Source organism: Variovorax glacialis, from assembly GCF_051216375.1.
In the GTDB taxonomy this organism is placed as follows: Bacteria; Pseudomonadota; Gammaproteobacteria; order Burkholderiales; family Burkholderiaceae_C; genus Variovorax.
The window spans coordinates 465178-480322 of the sequence record NZ_JBPJZT010000003.1; the positions used below are offsets into that span (position 1 = coordinate 465178).

Consider the following 15145-nt stretch of genomic DNA (forward strand, 5'->3'; position numbering starts at 1 on the left):
GCGCCGCGTGAGCGAGCCCACCCGCCCTTCGTCGCGATCCTTGGTCACGGCGAGCTACCTGCTCATTGCCGGAACCCTGCTGCTGGTGATGTGGCATGGGCTGCTGCCGGGCCTGCTGTGCGTGTGCATCGGCTTCCTCGGCACGCGCTGGATCGCCCGGGTGCTGCATTCGGGCCTTCGCCGATCGCAGAAGGTCAGCGCGAACGACCCGGCATGGACCATGGTGCCGTCGTTGCCACGGATCACCGCCGCGACCTTTGTGATGGCCGCGCCGATCGGGCTCCTCATCCTGGGCTTTTCCGAGGCGCGCGAGTTTGTGCTCAACGCGCCCGAGCAGTACAAGGAACTGCTCGATTTCGTTGCGCGGACGGTGCTGGAGTTCCGGCTCAAGCTCCCGCCCGACATCGCCGCCTACCTCCCGGAAGGCGCGGCGGAGGTCCAACGGACCATTGCCGGCTTCCTGCGTGCGCAGGCCGGGTCGCTCGCACTGACCGGCCGGGCGTGGCTGGGCGGGCTGCTGTTCGCCTACGTCGGCCTGATCATCGGATCGCTGGCCGCCATCGCCACCCAGGTGCCCTCGCGGCGCCCTCTGGCACAGCTGCTCAAGGAACGCGTCGTCCTGTTCGGCGAAGCCTTCGGGCAGATCGTGGCAGCGCAGTTCTGGATTGCCGCCTTCAACACCCTTCTGACCGCCATCTTCCTGCTGTTCCTGCTCCCCGCCTGGCAAATGGAATTGCCCTATACGCCGGCGCTGATCACGCTGACCTTCGTGGCCGGCCTGGTGCCGATCGTCGGCAACCTCGTCTGCAACACCGTGATCGCGCTGGTAGGTCTTTCGGTGTCGCCGCTCGTCGCGCTGGCCTGCCTCGCATTCCTGATCCTGATCCACAAGGCCGAATACCTGATCAACGCGAAAGTGGTCGGCAGCCGCACGCAGATGTCGGTCTGGGAGCTTCTGGCCGTGATGTTCGTGGCCGAGGCGGTATTCGGCCCGGCGGGGCTGGTCGCCGCGCCGCTGTTCTACGCCTATCTCAAGAAAGAGCTGAAGGCGGCCGGGCTGGTCTAGGCGACGGCATGTCCTGAATTGATCGAATCCGGTCCGGGGCGGCACGGACAACCGGGCTGCTTGTGTTGAAAATCGGGCGCATCATCCATCCTTCCGCAGGAGTTGCGCATCATGAAGACCTGTCTGATTGTGATCGACGTGCAGGAGTCGTTCCGTCATCGCCCCTATTTCGACGAGCGCGGGCTTCCCGCCTATCTGGCCGCCCAGAACGCCCTGGTGTCCGGATTCGCAGCGGCCGGCGCTCCGATCGTCCGCGTCTTCCACACTGACGGACCCGCGGTGGCGAGCAATTCGTTCGCCGTGGAATCGGGCCACGTGCGGCCGCTCGACGGCCTGGCCGATTTCACCGCAGCAGCAACCTTCACGAAGCGTCGCCACAGCGCCCTCGTAGGTACCGGACTGGACGACTGGCTGACGCAAAACGGCGTCGACCGTCTCGTCATCAGCGGCATCCGCACCGAACAATGCTGCGAGACAACGGCACGCCACGCTTCGGACCTGGGCTGGCAGGTCGACTTTGTTCCCGATGCCACGCTCACTTTCGACATGGTCCAGCCCGACGGCAGGCCTCTGTCCGCGGCCGATATCAAGGCCCGGACGGCGACGGTGCTCGATGGCCGGTTCGCGAAGGTCTGCAGCGTTGACGAGGCACTCGAGCGCTTTGAGGAAAGCGCGAAGGCACCGGCATGAACCCCACGCTGCGCGTCGCGATCCTGGCATTTGACGATGTCGAGGCGCTGGATCTCGCGGGCCCCTATGAGGTCTTCACGACAGCCAGCCGCATGGGACTGCGAGCCGCGCCGGACGAGCCTCCGCCCTTCGACGTGACTTGCGTCGCGCGCAGCCTCGCGCCGGTGCGCATGCGCGCCGGACTCTCCGTGTTGCCAGGACATTCGTTCGACGACGCACCGCCGGCGGACGTCCTGGTCGTTCCCGGCGGCGTGGTTGACGCCGCGATGCAATGCGCCGCCACGCTCGAATGGATCGCGCTTGCCAGCCGCGCCGCCCGCATCACCGGTTCGGTCTGCACCGGCGCCTTCCTGGTGGCGGCCAGCGGGGTGCTGCGCGACGAGCGTGTCACGACCCACTGGGAGGACATTGCGGACCTGCGCGCCCGCTTCCCATCGCTCGACGTGCACGAAGGGGTGCGCTGGGTCGACGAGGGCCGGATCGTCACGTCCGCCGGCATCACCGCCGGCATCGACATGAGCCTGCACCTGGTCGCCCGGCTGGCCGGCGAGCCTCTGGCGCTTCGCACGGCAAGGCAGATGGATTTCGCATGGACCAGGACCGCCTAGCGTCCGACGCTCCCATCCGCGTCGTCTTTGCGCTCCTGCCACACAGCCTGGTCCTCGACTGGGCCGGCCCGGCTGAAGCCCTCCGGATCGCAAACCAACTGCTGATCGCCGGCGGCCGGCCGGCGCGCTTCGAACTTGTGTTCGCAAGCCCCGAACCGACGCTGGCGAGTTCAGTCGGCGTCGCACTCGCAGGCCTGCAACCCTTGCCGTCCGCGTGGGAGCGTCCCACCTGGGTGGTGCTGGTGGGCCTTCCGGGAGACACCGTTGGGGTCGACAACCCGCCCGCGCAAGAGCTGCTCCAATGGCTGCGCGCGCTGCGGCTGGAAAGCGGCCGACTGGAACTCGTTACCGTGTGCGCCGGCACCCTGCTCGCGGCGCACGCCGGGCTGCTGGGTGGCCGGCGTGCGACAACGCACCACCATCACCTGAGTGAGTTGCAACGCACCGCTCCGCTTTGCGAAGTGGTCGCCAACCGCGTCTTCGTCCTCGATCCACCGATCTACAGCAGCGCCGGCGTGACGACGGGCATCGACCTCATGCTGCATCGCATCGCAGAAACCTGCGGCGAATCGCTCGCGGCCCGGGTGGCGCAAACCATGGTCGTCGCGATGCGAAGGGGCCCGCACGACCCGGAGTTGTCCCCTTTTCTGACCTACCGCAACCACCTGCATGGCGCATTGCACCGCGTACAGGATGCGGTCAGCGAGCACCCCCAAGCCGACTGGACAGTCCCCCGAATGGCCGAGGTCGCGCACACATCGCCCCGGCACCTGACGCGCCTGTTCGTCGAACATGCCGGCGTCGCCCCCCTCGCCTACCTCCGCCGCCTGCGCCTGGCTACCGCGCAACTCGCCCTGCAATCAGGTGCCAACGTCACCCGCGCCGCGGACATCTCCGGTTTCGGCTCCGACACGCAACTCCGCAGAGCCTGGCGCCAGTTCGGCCTCCCAGGCTCACCCTCCACTCAGGAAAATCACCAGCCCGACGTGCCAATTCGCGAAACACCGAGGATCCGGCTCCGCCGGTCCACCGGTGTTGCCCCCGGCCGGGGGTAGGCGGCCACACGAAGTGGGCAAGCCTGGGGGCGAGCTACAGATATCCGCAGAAGCGAAGGATGTGGCCGTCAGGCTCGCGGATCGCGAACTCGCGCAAGCCCCAGGGCTGGGAGGTGGGCGGCTCGATCACGGTGACGCCGCGCTTGGCGTAGGCCGCGTGCAATCCGTCGATATCGCGCCCGACATGGATCACGATCTCGCCACGCCAAGGACTCGCCTCGCGCCGGCCGCATTGCCACAGACGCAGGTAGACCGGGTCTCCGTAGCTCCGGTCGCCTTTCTTCACCCGCGCGTAACTCGGCGGCTCGCCGGCGATGAAGTCGAGCTCGAAGCCAAGGACATCCCGGAAATAGCGTGCTGCTCGCGTGACGTCCGCGACCGGCAGCACGGGTTGGATGCCATGGAATTCGTGCAGCGTACCGAGGTCCACCGCCGGAGCCTTTACAGGCTCCATCAGCTCTCTGCCCGGCGAAGCGCAGCCACGCGCTCGGCGATCGCATCGATGTCGAGGGCGTCCTCGATGTGTGCCAGATAGGTCTCGAGATCGCGCACTGCCTGCGCGCAGTTGCCCTGCTCCGCATGCGCCAGGCCCCGGTCGCGGTGCTCGCCCCAGGCTTCGGGCAACAAGGCGATCAGTCGATCCTGCACAGCAATGGCACGCTGCCAGTCTTCCTGGGCGTGGTGGATTTCCTTCAGGTTGCGCAGCATCCGCCCGATGATTTCACGCGGCGTCGCGGGCTGGAGGTAGAGGCCGAGCGGCACGTCGAACTCGCCGACCAGCCCATTGCTGCGCTTGTACGGCTCCAGCCGCTCGCTGAGTTCTTCTCGCGAAAGCGATTTGCCGGTGAAGGGGTCGATCACCACCTGCCCCTTGGGGAGGGTGACCTTGAGCATGAAATGGCCCGGAAATCCCACGCCGCGCGCCTGGAGCCCCAGTCCTTGCGCGAGTTCGATCCAGAGCACCGCGAGCGAGATCGGAATGCCCCGCCGGGTGCGCAACACCGCGTTGAGGTAGCTGTTGTCGGGATCGTAGTAGTCGTTGACGTTCCCGCCGAAGCTCAAGTCATGGAAAAAGAACTGGTTGAGCGCCCGCAGCCGTTGCAAGGGCGCCGCATCGGCCGGCAAACGGCGCTTGAGCCGTGCGAGCAACTGGTCGACATCGCCCAGCACCTGCTGCACGTCGAGTTCGGGGTATTCGTCCTGCGCAAGGCTGGCCGCAGCTTCGAGCAACGGGAACTGCTCGTCGCTCTCCACGAGTGAATTGAAGTACTCGAGAGCAGTGGGCGTCGAGAAGCTGAACGTCATGTGGCTTTGTAGAGGAGCGGACGCGGAGCGTCAAGGCTGCGGTGTTCAGCGCCGTACGAAACTTCGCAGCCTGACACCCGTCAGGGCAAGCACCGCGAAATAGACGAAGGCGGCGCCCGCGATCAATCCGGCCAGCAGGCCGATACGTTGCAAACGTGCGGCGCGCAGGGCGATCCAGTCGAAGTGCTGTGCACCCCAGACGAGCATCGCGGCCAGCACCAGCGTGGCGACCAGCACTTGAAGGACGAACTTGCCCCAGCCCGCCACGGGCTTGTAGCTGCCGCGCCGGATCAACCCGACCAGCAGCCAGGTGGCATTGACCATTGCGCCGATGCCGATCGTGAGCGTCAACGCGGCGTGCTGGAGCACCGGTACGAGGAAGAAGTTGAGCACCTGCGTCATGACCAGCACGCCGACGGCGATCAGCATCGGCGTGCGCATGTCGTGCTTCGCGTAGTAGCCGGGGGCCAAGACCTTGATGGCGACGGTACCGATCAGGCCGACGCCATAGCCCATCAGCGCCGAGGTGGTCCGCTGCACGTCGACGTCGCTGAACGCGCCGTTGTGGAAAAGCACGGCGACGAGCGGCTTGGAGAAAACGAGCAGCGCCACGGCGCACGGCGCGGAGAGCAGCACCACGAGTCGCAGTCCCCAGTCGAGCAAGGAGGAATAGCGTTCCTCGTCCTTCGCCGCGCGTGCGCCTGCGAGTTGGGGCATCAGCACCACACCGAGCGCCACGCCCAGGAGCGCGGTCGGGAACTCCATCAGGCGGTCGGCGTAGGTGACCCACGTCACGCTGCCGGGCGCGAGGTGCGAGGCGATCTGCGTGTTGATGAGCAACGAGATCTGCGCGGCGCTGACGCCGATCAGCGCGGGCAACATCAATTTCACGATCTTGCGCGTGATCGGATCGGCCCAGGCCGAGCGGATGGCACGCACGCTCGCGCCGATTCGCGGCAGCATTCCCAGGCCATGCAGGGCCGGCAGTTGCAGGGCCAGTTGCAGGACACCACCGACCATCACGCCCACGCACTGCGCATAGATCGGCTCGATGCCGTGGCGCCTGAACCAGGGCGCGCCGATGAGGATCGAGAGGATCAGCGAGACGTTCAGCAGCACCGGTGAGGCCGCCGGCACCGCGAACTTGCGCCATGTGTTGAGGATGCCGCCGGCCAGCGCCACCAGGGACATGAATCCGATGTACGGAAACATCCAGCGCGTCATCACCACGGCCGCATCGAAGCCCTGCGCGGTCTGCTTCAGGCCACTGGCCATCGCCCAGACCATCAACGGCGCGCCGACCACGCCTGCCACGCACAACACGACCAGCGTCCAGGTCAACAGCGTCGCGACGTGGTCGACGAGCTGACGAGCCCCCTCGTCGCCGCTTTCCGTGCGGGTGGCCGCCAGCACCGGTACGAAGGCCTGGCTGAACGCGCCTTCGCCGAACACGCGCCGGAAGAGGTTGGGAATACGGAAGGCGACGTTGAAGGCGTCGGTCAGCGCGCTCACCCCGAACACCGATGCCATGAGGAGATCGCGGATGAGCCCGGTCACCCGGGAAGCGAGCGTCAGGAGCGAGACAGTGGAGGCGGATTTGAGCAGGGACACAGGCCGGAAGTGTATGTGGCCGCGCGCCCTCTCTTGGACGGCCGAGACGGCCAGTCACCCTTCCCCTATAATGGAGGGCTTTGCTGCATCATCCCCAGACACCTTAGGAATCACCTCCATGGCATCCACCAAGCCCAAGAAAAAGAACCCGCGCCTCGCGTCGGGCCGTAAACGCGTCCGCCAGGACGTCAAGCTCAACGCCGCAAACACCTCGCTGCGTTCCAAATACCGCACTGCAGTGAAGAACGTCGAAAAGGCTGTTCTCGCTGGCGACAAGACCAAGGCTGCAGAAGCCTTCGCGAAGGCCCAGAGCATCGTCGACACCGTCGCCGACAAGGGCATCTTCCACAAGAACAAGGCTGCTCGCGACAAGAGCCGCCTGTCGGCCAAGGTCAAGAACCTGGCCCTCGCCCCTGAAAAGGCCGCCGCCTGACGTTTTCAGGCAAACAGCCCGGACCGGTTCGCCAGTCCGCCGTTTGATCGGGGTGCGCTGCAGCAAAGAGAAAAAACCGCCTTCGGGCGGTTTTTTCATGGGCGGCCGCTTTGGACGGGGCGCTATTTCTTGCTGGGAACGGGGAGCACCGGCGCGTCCGGGACGAGGCAGGCTTCGGCGACCTGCAACCCGTTGTCCTTGGCGAAATTCAGGCAGAAATCCCAGGCCATCGGCTCGGCATCACGCAGTTCGCGGTTCACCACCACGCACTTCACGCCGTTGATGATGGTCGGCACGCACCAGGGCGAATAGTTCAGGTGGCTTCCCGGTTGCGGGCCGCCCGGACGGAACGAGCACATGACGCCCGCCAGTCGTTCTGCCCAGTCGCTGGGGCGAAATGTCCGGCCATCCTGGGTGATGCCCTGGATGAAAACTTCTTTGGCGTTGGGAGAAACCATCAGTTGGCGAGGGGAGTGCGCAGGCTCTTGCTGCGGCGCACAACGATTCTATCCGGGGGTCCCGCGGGCGACATTCGCAGGGGCATTGCTGTGATGCGCAATCCTCACTGAAGGCGTCAAATCACACGCCTAGAATCCGCGTTCCCTTTTCCGGAGAACCGCATGAGCGCCACCGCCGCCCCCTCCTCGCCCCATGTCATGAACACCTACGGCCGCCTGCCGATTGCGCTGTCGCACGGCCAGGGCTGCCGAGTCTGGGACACCGAAGGGCGCGCTTATCTGGATGGGCTCGGCGGCATCGCCGTCAATACGCTGGGCCACAACCATCCGGAGCTGGTGCCGGCGCTGCAGGACCAGATCGCCAAGCTGATCCACAGCTCCAACTACTACTACGTGCCCGGCCAGGAGCAACTGGCGGCGAAGCTGACGGAGCTTTCCGGGCTGACCAACGCCTTTTTCTGCTGCACCGGCCTGGAAGCCAACGAAGCCGCCCTCAAGCTCGCGCGCAAGTTCGGCCATGACAAGGGCATCGAGCGGCCGGAAATCGTGGTCTACGAGGCCGCCTTCCACGGCCGCAGCATCGCGACGCTGTCGGCTACCGGCAATCCCAAGGTCCAGAAGGGATTCGGGCCGCTCGTCGAAGGCTTCATCCGCGTTCCGCTGAACGACATCGAGGCGCTGAAGAAGGCGACCGAAGGCAATCCGAACGTGGTGGCGGTGTTCTTCGAGACCATCCAGGGCGAAGGTGGCATCCACCCGATGCGGTGGGAGTACCTGCGCCAGGTGCGCCAGCTCTGCGACGATCGCGACTGGCTCATGATGATCGACGAAGTCCAGTGCGGCATGGGCCGCACGGGCAAGTGGTTCGCCCACCAGTGGGCGGGCATCAAGCCGGACGTGATGCCGCTCGCCAAGGGGCTGGGTTCGGGCGTGCCGATCGGCGCCGTCGTCGCCGGACCCCGCGCCGCCCACATCTTCGGCCCCGGCAACCACGGCACGACCTTCGGCGGCAATCCGCTCGCCATGCGCGCCGGCATCGAGACGATCCGCATCATGGAAGAGCACAAGCTGCTCGACAACGCGGCCAACGTCGGCACGCATCTCAAGTCGGCCCTGGAGCGCGAACTCGGCAGCCTGCCGGGCGTCAAGGAAATCCGCGGCCAGGGCCTGATGCTCGGCATCGAACTCGACCGGCCCTGTGGCGTGATCCTGAACCGCGCCTGCGATGCCGGCCTGCTGCTCAGCGTGACGGCAGACAGCGTGATCCGCCTGGTGCCGCCGCTGATCCTCAGCATCGCCGAAGCGGACGAGATCGTGGCCATTCTGGTACCGCTGGTGAAGGCCTTTCTTGCGGAGCCGCAGCCATGAGTGATTCGCCCGCCATCCGGCACTACCTGCAGTTCTCGGACTTCACGGCCGACGAGTACGCGCACGTCCTCGCGCGCGCGGCGCTGATCAAGAAGAAATTCAAGGCCTACGAAAAGCACCAGCCCCTGGTGGACCGCACGTTGGCGATGATCTTCGAGAAGGCGTCGACCCGCACGCGCGTGAGCTTCGAGGCCGGCATGTACCAGCTGGGCGGCAGCGTGGTGCACCTCACCACGGGCGACAGCCAGCTGGGCCGCGCGGAACCCATCGAGGACAGCGCCAAGGTCATCAGCCGCATGGTCGACCTGGTGATGATCCGCACCTTCGAGCAGACCAAGATCGAGGCCTTCGCGGCGCACTCGCGCGTGCCGGTCATCAACGGGCTGACCAACGAGTTCCACCCCTGCCAGATCCTTGCGGACATCTTCACCTACATCGAGCACCGCGGCTCGATCGCGGGCAAGACCGTGGCCTGGGTGGGCGACGGCAACAACATGGCGAACACCTGGCTGCAGGCCAGCGAGATCCTCGGTTTCAAGGTGCACGTTAGCACGCCCAGCGGCTACGAGGTCGACCAGTCGATCGCGGGCATCCGGTCCTCCGACAGCTACAAAGTGTTCAAGGACCCGATGGAAGCGTGCCGCGACGCCGACCTGGTGACCACCGACGTCTGGACCAGCATGGGCTACGAGGCCGAGAACGAGGCCCGCCGCGCGGCCTTCGCCGACTGGTGCGTCGACACCGAGATGATGCGCGTGGCGCGGCCGGACGCCCTTTTCATGCACTGCCTGCCGGCGCATCGCGGCGAGGAAGTCGAAGCGGACGTGATCGACGGACCGCAATCGGTCGTCTGGGACGAGGCGGAGAACCGAATGCACGTGCAGAAGGCGTTGATGGAATTCCTCCTGCTGGGCCGCCAGGCCTGAGCCCTGGAGGGGTGTTTCCTTTCTGTTGGAAATAACCGACACCACGACCCCGTTCGCGGCGCTAACTTCGCGCCATGAACCAACGACTCTGGGATATATCGCCGCCGGTGCATGAAGGCGCGCCGGTTTTTCCCGGCGACACGCCTTACCGCCAGCGCTGGGCGGCCACCATCGCACCGGGCTGTCCCGTCAACGTCAGCGAGATCACCCTGTCGCCGCATGTCGGCGCACACGCCGACGCGCCCCTGCACTACGACCCTTCGGGCGCGACCATCGGCGACGTCGACCTGACGCCCTACCTCGGCCCCTGCCGCGTGATCCACGCCATCGCGACCGGTCCGCTGATCGAATGGGACCACATCGCACATGCCGTCGATGGCCTTCCGCCGCGCGTGCTGGTGCGCACCTACGAGCGCGCGCCCGTCGACCGCTGGGACGGCGGGCTCGCAGCCTATGCCCCCGCCACCATCGAACGCCTGGCAGCGCTGGGCGTCAGGCTGGTCGGCATCGACACCGCGAGCATCGACCCGGCCGACAGCAAGACGCTCGACAGTCACCAGGTCATCCGCCGCCTCGACCTGCGCGTCCTCGAAAACCTCGTGCTCGACGACGTGCCCGAGGGCGACTACGAACTCATCGCCCTGCCCCTCAAACTGGTGAGCGCCGATGCCTCCCCCGTTCGCGCGATCCTGCGTGAACTCCCCCCTTCACGACCATGACACTCGACGATTGCAAGCGCCTCGACGCGCAAGACCCCCTGGCCGGCCTGCGCGACCAGTTCATCCTCCCCCAAGGCGTCATCTACCTCGACGGCAACTCGCTGGGCGTGCTGCCGAAGGCGGCGCCCGCGCGCATCGCGGACGTCGTCGCCAGCGAATGGGGCGAGGGCCTCATCCGTTCCTGGAACACCGCCGGCTGGTTCGACCTGCCGCAGCGCCTCGGCGACAAGGTCGCACGCCTGATCGGCGCCGCGCCCGGCGAGGTCGTCTGCACCGACAGCACCTCGATCAACCTCTACAAGGTCCTGTTCGCAGCCCTCAGCCAAGTCCTGCAGGCCACGGCAAGCACGGGACGCCGCGTGGTGCTCAGCGAACGCAGCAATTTCCCCACCGATCTCTACATCGCGGAATCGCTGTGCCGCGAGCGTGGCTTCACGCTGAAGCTGATCGATGCGAGCGAGTTGCCCGCCGCCCTCACCGCAGAAGTGGCGGTGCTGATGCTGACCCACGTCAACTACCGCACCGGCGCCATGCACGACATGAAGGCGCTCACGGCCGCCGCCCACGCGGCCGGGGCGCTCACGGTATGGGACCTTGCGCACAGCGCGGGCGCGGTGCCCGTCGCGCTCAACGACAGCGATGCCGACTTCGCGATCGGCTGCGGCTACAAGTACCTGAACGGCGGCCCCGGCGCGCCGGCGTTCGTCTGGGTACATACGCGCCACGCCGGACAGTTCCAGCAGCCCCTGTCGGGATGGTGGGGCCATGCGGCGCCCTTCGAGTTCACGCCGCACTACCGGCCTGCTCCCGGCGTGGCGCGCTATCTCTGCGGCACCCAGCCGATCATTGCGCTGGCGGGTCTCGAATGCGGGATCGACACCGTGCTCGCCGCCGAGCCACTCGCAGGCGGACAAGGCAGCATGGCGGTGCTCCGCACCAAGTCGCTCGCGCTGACCGATGCTTTCATCACGCTCGTGGAGGCACGTTGCGCCGGCCGCTTCACGCTCGTGACGCCGCGTGATCACGCACGGCGCGGCTCGCAGGTCTGCCTCGCGCTGAGCGATGGCGGCCCGGGCGCATATGCCATCGTGCAGGCCCTGATCGCACGCGGCGTGATCGGTGACTACCGCGCCGGCGACGCCCAGATGCCCGACATCCTTCGCTTCGGCTTCACTCCGCTCTACCTCGGTTTCGAGGACGTGTGGCACGCGGTCGAGCACCTCGTGCAAGTGCTGGAGAACGAGGAATGGAAGCGAGCCGAATTCAATCAGAAACAGGCAGTCACCTGAGGGATGGCCCGATGAGCACCGAACAGATCGTCCAAGACGAAAAGGCGCAGCTCGATTTCAGCGCCTCGATGAGCTACACCGACTACCTCAGCCTCGACACCATCCTCAACGCGCAGCACCCACGTTCGCCGGCGCACGACGAACTGCTGTTCATCGTGCAGCACCAGACCAGCGAGCTCTGGATGAAGCTCATGCTCCACGAACTGCGCGCCGCGATCCGCTGCGTCGCGGAGGACGACCTGTCCAGCGCCTTCAAGATGCTGGCGCGCGTCTCACGCATCATGGAGCAGCTGGTGCACGCCTGGGATGTGCTGGCCACCATGACGCCACCCGAGTACAGCGCGATGCGCCCCTACCTCGGCGCCTCCAGCGGCTTCCAGAGCTGGCAGTACCGCTGCATCGAATTCGCACTGGGCAACAAGAACGCCGCGATGCTCAAGCCACACGCGCACCGCCCCGAACTGCTGGCCGAGGTCGAAGCCGCCTGGCGTTCGCCCTCGCTGTACGACGAAGCGCTGCGACTCCTTGCGCGCCGCGGCCTGGACGTGCCGCCCGATCACCTGGAACGGGACTGGTCAAGGCCCTACGAATCCAGCGATGGCGTCGAGCAGGCCTGGCTGGTGGTCTACCGCGATCCGAAGAAGTACTGGGAGCTCTATCAGCTCGGCGAGGAACTCATGGATCTGGAAGACGCCTTTCGCCTCTGGCGCTTCCGCCACGTGACGACGGTCGAGCGGGTGATCGGCTTCAAGCGTGGCACGGGCGGCACCGGCGGCGTAAGCTACCTGCGAAAGATGCTCGACGTGGTGCTCTTTCCCGAGATCTGGAAGCTTCGGACCGATCTCTAGACCGCACCCGGCCGGGCCGCTTCCATCACGACAAGAGGAGACGACGATGGACAACGACTACTTCGGCGATGACGAACTCGCGCTGCTGCGCGCCCACGGTGTCGTGCTGTTCGCGCGGCGCGTCATCTTCGACGCGCAGCCGCCGATGACACCGGAACAGATCGCGGCGGTGCAGGCCGTTTGCGCGGGCCCCCTGCCACCCGAGCTGCTCGCGCTGTGGCGGCTTACCGCGGGCGGCCGCCTCGACTACGACCTCCACCTGCGCATGAACGGCACCGAGGAATCGGTCGGCTGGAGCGAACTCTTCTGGAACGGCAGCGACGCCTACCTCGACCTGCAAGGCTGGATCGACCACGAATTGCAAGGCGCGAAGGAAGCCGCCGAGGAAAGCGATGAAGCCTGGGACGGCAAGCTGACCCTCCTGCCTTTCGGTGGCCTCGAAGACTGCGACCGCATCTACGCCGTCGTCGAATCCGGGCCGGACTACGGGCACATCCTCGCCTGGAAACAAGGCCTGCCGACGGCCTGGGCCCACGAGATGCACGAGGACGGCATGACCACGGTCGCGCACGACCTGTGCGCCGCGTTCGACACCCTGCATCTCGACGAGGACCCGCTGGACCCGGCGGGCGAGTACTTCACCGGACAGACGCTGCTCGAATATCTCGACGATCGGCACCAGGCGCACGGACTGACCATCGAGTTGATGGACAAGCTCGTCGCGTTCTATCGCCGCGCGATGGTCGACTGGCGGACCCCGCTGGCCGATGGAACGCTGGGTCAGGATGGCCCGCTCTCGCGCATCGCGCTGCGCCACGCGGTCGCGACGGATGATGCGGAGCTGATCGGACGGTTGGTCGGGGCGGGCGTGACGCTGGACGGTCCACTGCATGGCAGCGCGATCGCGACCGACCTGGCCCTGAGCCACGGCGCGCACGCCGCGGCGGCGGCGCTCGTCCTGGCCGGTGCGCCGGTGGCACCCGATGCCCTGGACTACATCGACAACGCCGTGTCGCCCGAACTCGTCAGCCTGCTTCTGGCGCACGGTGCCCAGCCCAGCGCCACGGCCATTGCCGAATGCGTTGCCTGTGGCGCGCCCGCAGCCGCACGACTGATCGCCAGTGCCTACGCGCAATCCCATGACGACCTGCCGACGGCCTACGCGTCCGTCCGCGACGGGCTCCTGACCGACCTCGAATCCTCGCTGATCGAAGTGCGCGAGGGCCGGCTGACGCACTACCTGGGCCTCGCCGGGTTGACCAAGCGCGTCGACCACCTCCGGAGCTTCAGCCTCTGAATCAGGCGTCGTAGAGCCAGGGCACGTCGAGCAGGCGGGTGCCCATCAGCCGCAGCGCGGCATCACGCCCCACGCGGACCAATCCGGTCGCGTGGAAGATCTCGCCGTTGCGTCGGGCACGGGCCTGCACCTGGGCGTTGCGCTCCCAGCGGGCGGCAGCGTAGCGCGACAGCGCGTCCGGCACCTGGGCCGCGTCCCCGCCATCGAGTGCGTCCGCCAGCGCAACTGCGTCCTCGATCGCCATGCCCGCGCCCTGCGCGAGGTAGGGAAGCATCGGGTGCGCGGCATCGCCCACCAGCGCCACGCGCTCGCCGGCCATCTGCTCCGGGCCAGTCAGCGGCAGTCGATCACTGAGCGTCCACGCGCGCCATGAGGGCACCGCTTCGAGCAGCGCCTGAAGTCCGCTACACGTGCGGCCCGTCGCGGCCTGGAGGGCGCCGAGGCTCGTCGACTGGTCCCAGTCCCGCGCATCGCCGACGGGTGCCGATTCGGCGAGAACGACAATGTTGAGCGCATCCCCTCGACGCACGGGATAGGCCACGGCATGCAGACGGGGCCCGAGCCAGACACGGATCTGCGTGCTGCGCAGCGATGCCGGCAATGCCGATTGCTCGACCAGCGCCCGCCACGCCGTGTGGCCCGTCGCACGGGGCGGCGTCGGATCTTCGACCACGGAGGGACGCACCGTGCTCCAGAGCCCATCCGCCCCGATGAGCGCATCGCCTTCCCAGGCGCGCGTGCCGGTGCTCGATGCGCAGACGAGGTCGCCCCGCGCCACCACCTGGGTCACGCGGGCGCCGGTGGTGAGCGTGACGGCGCCCGTTCCACGGACGGCAGCCAGCATCAGCGCGTGCAGGTCCGCGCGGTGGACGCAAAGATAAGGCGCGGCGTAGCTGTGCAGCATCGCATTGCCGAGCGGCATGCGCGCCAACTCGCGGCCATCGGTCGCACCGAGGACGACCAGCGCTTCAGGCCGCGCCGCAACGCGCAACAGGCCCTCCGACACACCGAGCGCCTGCAGGCGCCGCGTGACGTTGGGGCCGAGCTGGATCCCTGCCCCGACCTCGCCGAAGGCGACGGCCTGTTCGAGCAGGTCGATGCGATGACGCCGGCGGGCCAGCGCGAGCGCCGTTGCCAGGCCCGCGATGCCCCCGCCTGCAATCAGGATGTGAGCTGACATCGAGCGCGCACTCTCAGTGCGAGCGCGTCAGGGGCGGTTCGCGGTCTGTGTCTTTTCTGGAACCTGCGCCGGTCGAGCAACTGCCGCAGGTGTCGCAGGACCCGCAACCCGAAGTCTTGCCCAGCGAAGCCGCCAGTTGCTGCGCGCGCTCCGCGTCGACCAGTCCCGCACGTTGCGAACCCGCGGCAAGGCGGGCGGCCGCCGCGCGGCGCCAATTGCCCGGCATCCAGCGCCAGACGGCGTAGACCGCAGCCAGCACGACGATCAGCGCAACGACGATCTGTTGTGTCAT

At 67.0% G+C, this 15145-nt stretch carries 17 protein-coding genes; 11 read left to right on the plus strand and 6 right to left on the minus strand.

What is annotated here, in order from left to right:
- The first annotated feature begins 7 nt into the window (after positions 1-7).
- The 4 genes from ACSFBL_RS10905 (at position 8) to ACSFBL_RS10920 (ending at position 3419) form a co-directional block, all read left to right on the plus strand.
- Positions 8-1066, plus strand: a complete 1059-nt coding sequence (locus ACSFBL_RS10905; RefSeq protein WP_435515777.1) for an AI-2E family transporter — start codon at positions 8-10, stop codon at positions 1064-1066.
- A 111-nt stretch (positions 1067-1177) separates the two neighbouring features.
- A complete protein-coding gene (locus ACSFBL_RS10910; protein WP_435515932.1) occupies positions 1178-1756 on the plus strand; it encodes an isochorismatase family protein in 579 nt (192 codons plus the stop codon).
- Entirely contained in the window at positions 1753-2364 is a 612-nt protein-coding gene (locus ACSFBL_RS10915) for a DJ-1/PfpI family protein (RefSeq protein ID WP_435515778.1), read from the plus strand. The genes ACSFBL_RS10910 and ACSFBL_RS10915 overlap by 4 nt, the downstream gene beginning before the upstream one ends.
- Positions 2346-3419, plus strand: coding sequence for a GlxA family transcriptional regulator (locus tag ACSFBL_RS10920; RefSeq protein ID WP_435515779.1), 1074 nt, complete (start codon positions 2346-2348; stop codon positions 3417-3419). Before ACSFBL_RS10915 ends, ACSFBL_RS10920 begins: the two co-directional genes overlap by 19 nt.
- A gap of 34 nt (positions 3420-3453) precedes the next feature.
- On the opposite strand, the gene ACSFBL_RS10925 is transcribed toward ACSFBL_RS10920, so the two are convergent.
- Genes ACSFBL_RS10925 through murJ form a run of 3 tightly spaced genes read right to left on the minus strand, consistent with a single transcriptional unit; the run spans position 3454 to position 6335 of the window.
- Entirely contained in the window at positions 3454-3873 is a 420-nt protein-coding gene (locus tag ACSFBL_RS10925) for a bleomycin resistance protein (protein WP_435515780.1), read from the minus strand.
- Positions 3873-4724, minus strand: a complete 852-nt coding sequence (locus ACSFBL_RS10930; RefSeq protein ID WP_435515781.1) for a SirB1 family protein — start codon at positions 4722-4724, stop codon at positions 3873-3875. Before ACSFBL_RS10930 ends, ACSFBL_RS10925 begins: the two co-directional genes overlap by 1 nt.
- A 45-nt stretch (positions 4725-4769) precedes the next feature.
- Positions 4770-6335 carry a murein biosynthesis integral membrane protein MurJ gene (murJ, locus tag ACSFBL_RS10935; RefSeq protein ID WP_435515782.1) on the minus strand — a complete coding sequence of 522 codons (1566 nt, stop codon included), beginning with the start codon at positions 6333-6335 and terminating at the stop codon, positions 4770-4772.
- Positions 6336-6453: 118 nt separating this feature from the next.
- Here murJ and rpsT point away from each other — a divergent pair, with 118 nt between their 5' ends.
- Positions 6454-6768: a 30S ribosomal protein S20 gene (gene rpsT / locus ACSFBL_RS10940; RefSeq protein WP_435515783.1), complete on the plus strand. Its 315-nt coding sequence runs from the start codon at positions 6454-6456 to the stop codon at positions 6766-6768.
- Positions 6769-6890: 122 nt separating this feature from the next.
- Here the strand turns inward: rpsT and ACSFBL_RS10945 are convergent, their stop codons facing one another.
- Positions 6891-7226 (minus strand): DUF3579 domain-containing protein, encoded by a 336-nt coding sequence (locus tag ACSFBL_RS10945; protein ID WP_435515784.1) that lies wholly within the window; start codon positions 7224-7226, stop codon positions 6891-6893.
- Positions 7227-7388: 162 nt separating this feature from the next.
- Here ACSFBL_RS10945 and ACSFBL_RS10950 point away from each other — a divergent pair, with 162 nt between their 5' ends.
- The 6 genes from ACSFBL_RS10950 (at position 7389) to ACSFBL_RS10975 (ending at position 13673) form a co-directional block, all read left to right on the plus strand.
- Entirely contained in the window at positions 7389-8594 is a 1206-nt protein-coding gene (locus tag ACSFBL_RS10950; protein WP_435515785.1) for an aspartate aminotransferase family protein, read from the plus strand.
- Positions 8591-9520: an ornithine carbamoyltransferase gene (gene argF, locus ACSFBL_RS10955; protein WP_435515786.1), complete on the plus strand. Its 930-nt coding sequence runs from the start codon at positions 8591-8593 to the stop codon at positions 9518-9520. Before ACSFBL_RS10950 ends, argF begins: the two co-directional genes overlap by 4 nt.
- Before the next feature lie 74 nt (positions 9521-9594).
- On the plus strand, positions 9595-10239 hold the full coding sequence (kynB, locus tag ACSFBL_RS10960) for an arylformamidase (protein ID WP_435515787.1): 645 nt from the start codon (positions 9595-9597) through the stop codon (positions 10237-10239).
- Complete coding sequence (kynU, locus tag ACSFBL_RS10965) at positions 10236-11528, plus strand: kynureninase (protein ID WP_435515788.1); 1293 nt, start codon at positions 10236-10238, stop codon at positions 11526-11528. The genes kynB and kynU overlap by 4 nt, the downstream gene beginning before the upstream one ends.
- An 11-nt stretch (positions 11529-11539) precedes the next feature.
- A complete protein-coding gene (gene kynA / locus ACSFBL_RS10970) occupies positions 11540-12376 on the plus strand; it encodes a tryptophan 2,3-dioxygenase (protein ID WP_435515789.1) in 837 nt (278 codons plus the stop codon).
- 46 nt (positions 12377-12422) lie between these two features.
- On the plus strand, positions 12423-13673 hold the full coding sequence (locus tag ACSFBL_RS10975) for an SMI1/KNR4 family protein (RefSeq protein ID WP_435515790.1): 1251 nt from the start codon (positions 12423-12425) through the stop codon (positions 13671-13673).
- A gap of 1 nt (position 13674) precedes the next feature.
- Here the strand turns inward: ACSFBL_RS10975 and ACSFBL_RS10980 are convergent, their stop codons facing one another.
- Positions 13675-14853 carry an FAD-dependent monooxygenase gene (locus tag ACSFBL_RS10980; protein ID WP_435515791.1) on the minus strand — a complete coding sequence of 393 codons (1179 nt, stop codon included), beginning with the start codon at positions 14851-14853 and terminating at the stop codon, positions 13675-13677.
- Between the two features lie 13 nt (positions 14854-14866).
- Complete coding sequence (locus tag ACSFBL_RS10985; protein WP_435515792.1) at positions 14867-15145, minus strand: DUF6587 family protein; 279 nt, start codon at positions 15143-15145, stop codon at positions 14867-14869.

Coding starts and splice junctions, on each gene's coding strand:
- rpsT (WP_435515783.1), top strand. CDS start 6,454: ATGGCATCCACCAAGCCCAAGAAAAAGAACCCGCGCCTCGCGTCGGGC.
- ACSFBL_RS10930 (WP_435515781.1), bottom strand. CDS start 4,724: ATGACGTTCAGCTTCTCGACGCCCACTGCTCTCGAGTACTTCAATTCA.
- kynB (WP_435515787.1), top strand. CDS start 9,595: ATGAACCAACGACTCTGGGATATATCGCCGCCGGTGCATGAAGGCGCG.
- ACSFBL_RS10975 (WP_435515790.1), top strand. CDS start 12,423: ATGGACAACGACTACTTCGGCGATGACGAACTCGCGCTGCTGCGCGCC.
- kynA (WP_435515789.1), top strand. CDS start 11,540: ATGAGCACCGAACAGATCGTCCAAGACGAAAAGGCGCAGCTCGATTTC.
- ACSFBL_RS10950 (WP_435515785.1), top strand. CDS start 7,389: ATGAGCGCCACCGCCGCCCCCTCCTCGCCCCATGTCATGAACACCTAC.
- ACSFBL_RS10980 (WP_435515791.1), bottom strand. CDS start 14,853: ATGTCAGCTCACATCCTGATTGCAGGCGGGGGCATCGCGGGCCTGGCA.
- ACSFBL_RS10910 (WP_435515932.1), top strand. CDS start 1,178: ATGAAGACCTGTCTGATTGTGATCGACGTGCAGGAGTCGTTCCGTCAT.
- argF (WP_435515786.1), top strand. CDS start 8,591: ATGAGTGATTCGCCCGCCATCCGGCACTACCTGCAGTTCTCGGACTTC.
- ACSFBL_RS10920 (WP_435515779.1), top strand. CDS start 2,346: ATGGACCAGGACCGCCTAGCGTCCGACGCTCCCATCCGCGTCGTCTTT.
- ACSFBL_RS10985 (WP_435515792.1), bottom strand. CDS start 15,145: ATGACACAACAGATCGTCGTTGCGCTGATCGTCGTGCTGGCTGCGGTC.
- ACSFBL_RS10945 (WP_435515784.1), bottom strand. CDS start 7,226: ATGGTTTCTCCCAACGCCAAAGAAGTTTTCATCCAGGGCATCACCCAG.
- kynU (WP_435515788.1), top strand. CDS start 10,236: ATGACACTCGACGATTGCAAGCGCCTCGACGCGCAAGACCCCCTGGCC.
- ACSFBL_RS10915 (WP_435515778.1), top strand. CDS start 1,753: ATGAACCCCACGCTGCGCGTCGCGATCCTGGCATTTGACGATGTCGAG.
- ACSFBL_RS10925 (WP_435515780.1), bottom strand. CDS start 3,873: ATGGAGCCTGTAAAGGCTCCGGCGGTGGACCTCGGTACGCTGCACGAA.